This window comes from Thiolapillus sp., assembly GCF_048562965.1.
In the GTDB taxonomy this organism is placed as follows: Bacteria; Pseudomonadota; Gammaproteobacteria; order Chromatiales; family Chromatiaceae; genus Thiolapillus; species Thiolapillus brandeum_A.
Genome location: NZ_JBHNMF010000540.1, coordinates 1 through 2,139, shown reverse-complemented (window position 1 = coordinate 2,139; position 2,139 = coordinate 1). Strand labels below are relative to the sequence as shown.

Annotated in this window: 3 protein-coding genes; 1 reads left to right on the top strand and 2 read right to left on the bottom strand. The window is 47.2% G+C overall.

The window, feature by feature from the left end:
* Positions 1-144: 144 nt before the first annotated feature.
* Positions 145-657 carry a hypothetical protein gene (locus ACOCD2_RS17430; RefSeq protein WP_293649561.1) on the bottom strand — a complete coding sequence of 171 codons (513 nt, stop codon included), beginning with the start codon at positions 655-657 and terminating at the stop codon, positions 145-147.
* A gap of 2 nt (positions 658-659) precedes the next feature.
* Positions 660-1,817, bottom strand: a complete 1,158-nt coding sequence (locus ACOCD2_RS17425; protein WP_293649559.1) for a hypothetical protein — start codon at positions 1,815-1,817, stop codon at positions 660-662.
* Positions 1,818-1,989: 172 nt separating this feature from the next.
* Here ACOCD2_RS17425 and ACOCD2_RS17420 point away from each other — a divergent pair.
* A partial coding sequence (locus tag ACOCD2_RS17420) for a transposase (RefSeq protein ID WP_419589016.1) occupies positions 1,990-2,139 on the top strand: 150 nt, incomplete at its 3' end.

The following is a 2,139-nucleotide window of genomic DNA, read 5'->3' as shown; positions in this document are numbered from 1 at the left end:
AATCTCCATCGATCCCTGCAATGATAGTATCGTATGCAGAAATTGCGTTACCCACGATCGGAGTGTAGCCCGCAATATCTTTAATGGTCTCGGCATCCACATTTACGTTCGGGGGCGAGTAATTACCAAATTAGCTTCTAACGATCAACTATTTTTCTTCCACAGATAGTCTCTTAGCCCACTGTTCAACATATTGCCTTCACAGCACCTTTGCCACAGACGGTCGAAGTCAAACCCGCAGCGATTCAGTTTTTCAAGCAACTGTTCTTGACGAACCTTGATAAACTTTTTCTTGAACTCACTCGCAGAGGAAGCATTAAACGCCCAGTATAGGCTATCCCCTGTGATGCTGCAGCAGCGCCCAAGCTCGTCTTCAAGATTATCACACTGCAAAACCAACTTGGGTTTATGACTTTTCTCCAGGGTTTTCAGGTTTTCAGCAAGCCTACTGCTCATATCGTATGGCCCGGTGTCAGCGTCCACCACCAAAACAAACTTTACCGGCCCCCACCCCCATCTGCGTAGCATTTTTTTTACATCGTTTTGCGCCGTATTGAACACTCGCTGCTGCCCAGGAGCAATCAGTTCGCCTTCTATTAGCGCCTTGACAAGACGCTGTTCTGTTTCACCTTCACACAAATAAATACGCCTTTTCATGCTCAGTCCAACAATGCATCGATCAAACTGGTATCAGGCACCGTTCCAAATATATCGTTACGCACATAACCCAGAAGCTTGCGATCATTCTTGCTATATTTCATTTTCTCGGGTTGGGCAAACCTGACAAAATCATCTTTGTACATAAACAGATAACTGTGGCTAGGTAACGCCATCGACAGAATATCGTGATTGTGCGTAGTGTAGAACAGTTGAGAATAACGCCCCATCTTCTCAATCATGACATTCAGAATAGCCGCCTCCATTTCGGTATGGGAATAAGCCATTTTCTCATCCAGAAAGAAGGTGCTACTCACATTAGGAATATCTCCTTGCCGAATGATCGTTGCAAGCAGCTTAGCTACCTCGATGGATTCCAGCGTTCCCCGGGACAAGCGCTGTCGGTCTGACGAACGCAACTGACCGTCTTCAACAATTACACGGTCGTCATTGTTAAATGCAATCACATAGGCATTGTCTTTGTCTTGAGACGGAGAAACAGAATCAATAGAGCCATCAAACGCACATAACACCTTCTCAAGCAAAACCAAATCCTGCTGGTCATGAACCAGGTCACCAGAGGACACATCCATTTCACTAAAGATGTAGTGCCACCCGCTTGCATGATCCAACACCACGCCCTTGGCAGCCGCAGGGCTGAACAGCTTCACATTATCTGTATCACCAATAGCGGGCTGCTCTTCACGATCCCAATGAAACACAGGCTCGCTTTTATCAAGCGCCATCACCATTTTTTCCAGACTATCACTCTTGTGTAATGCCATACCCCACAGCGTTTCCCGTTTCACGCCCTTGGCGTCCACCTCTATCCGCAAGCGCCGCAGTTCTTTAAGCTCCGGTAACACATACAGCAATTCTATCGTCGCAGGCTTTGATTTATCAAAGATGTTTTCACAAACCTGAGCAATGGGTTTTCCCTGTAAGTAGTTGTTGATAGAACACATAATGCGCCCCAGCGATGTTTTCCCAGACGCATTTGGCCCCATGATGATACACACGCGTTTGAAGCGCACCTGGGGAAATTCCGCCATGTATTCGCCTTCTATCAGGCTACTCGCTAAACGACGGGGATAGGTGAAATCAATAGCCGCTTCTTTAAACATGTAAATGTTGTCGATGTTCAGCCGCAGAAAAATCATATCAGTAGTTCCGAATTCTGGAATTTATGCCAATGTTGAGCCATGCCCGACGGAATATCAAGCCTCATAACCACATTCTTCTTGGTGATTATATCCAAAGCTCAGCAGGCTCATCTGGTGAGCCAGTGGTGTAGGCAGAATGAACTCCATCCACAACCACCGGAGTTCTGCCATGTCGATCAATCCGATTCAGTTTCAGCGAGGCCTGTCGTTGCCTGATTTCCTGTCTCAGTATGGTACTGAAGCCCAGTGTGAATCGGCGCTGGAGAAGGTACGCTGGCGTGACGGTTTTCGGTGCCCACAATGCGGACACGACCACTGC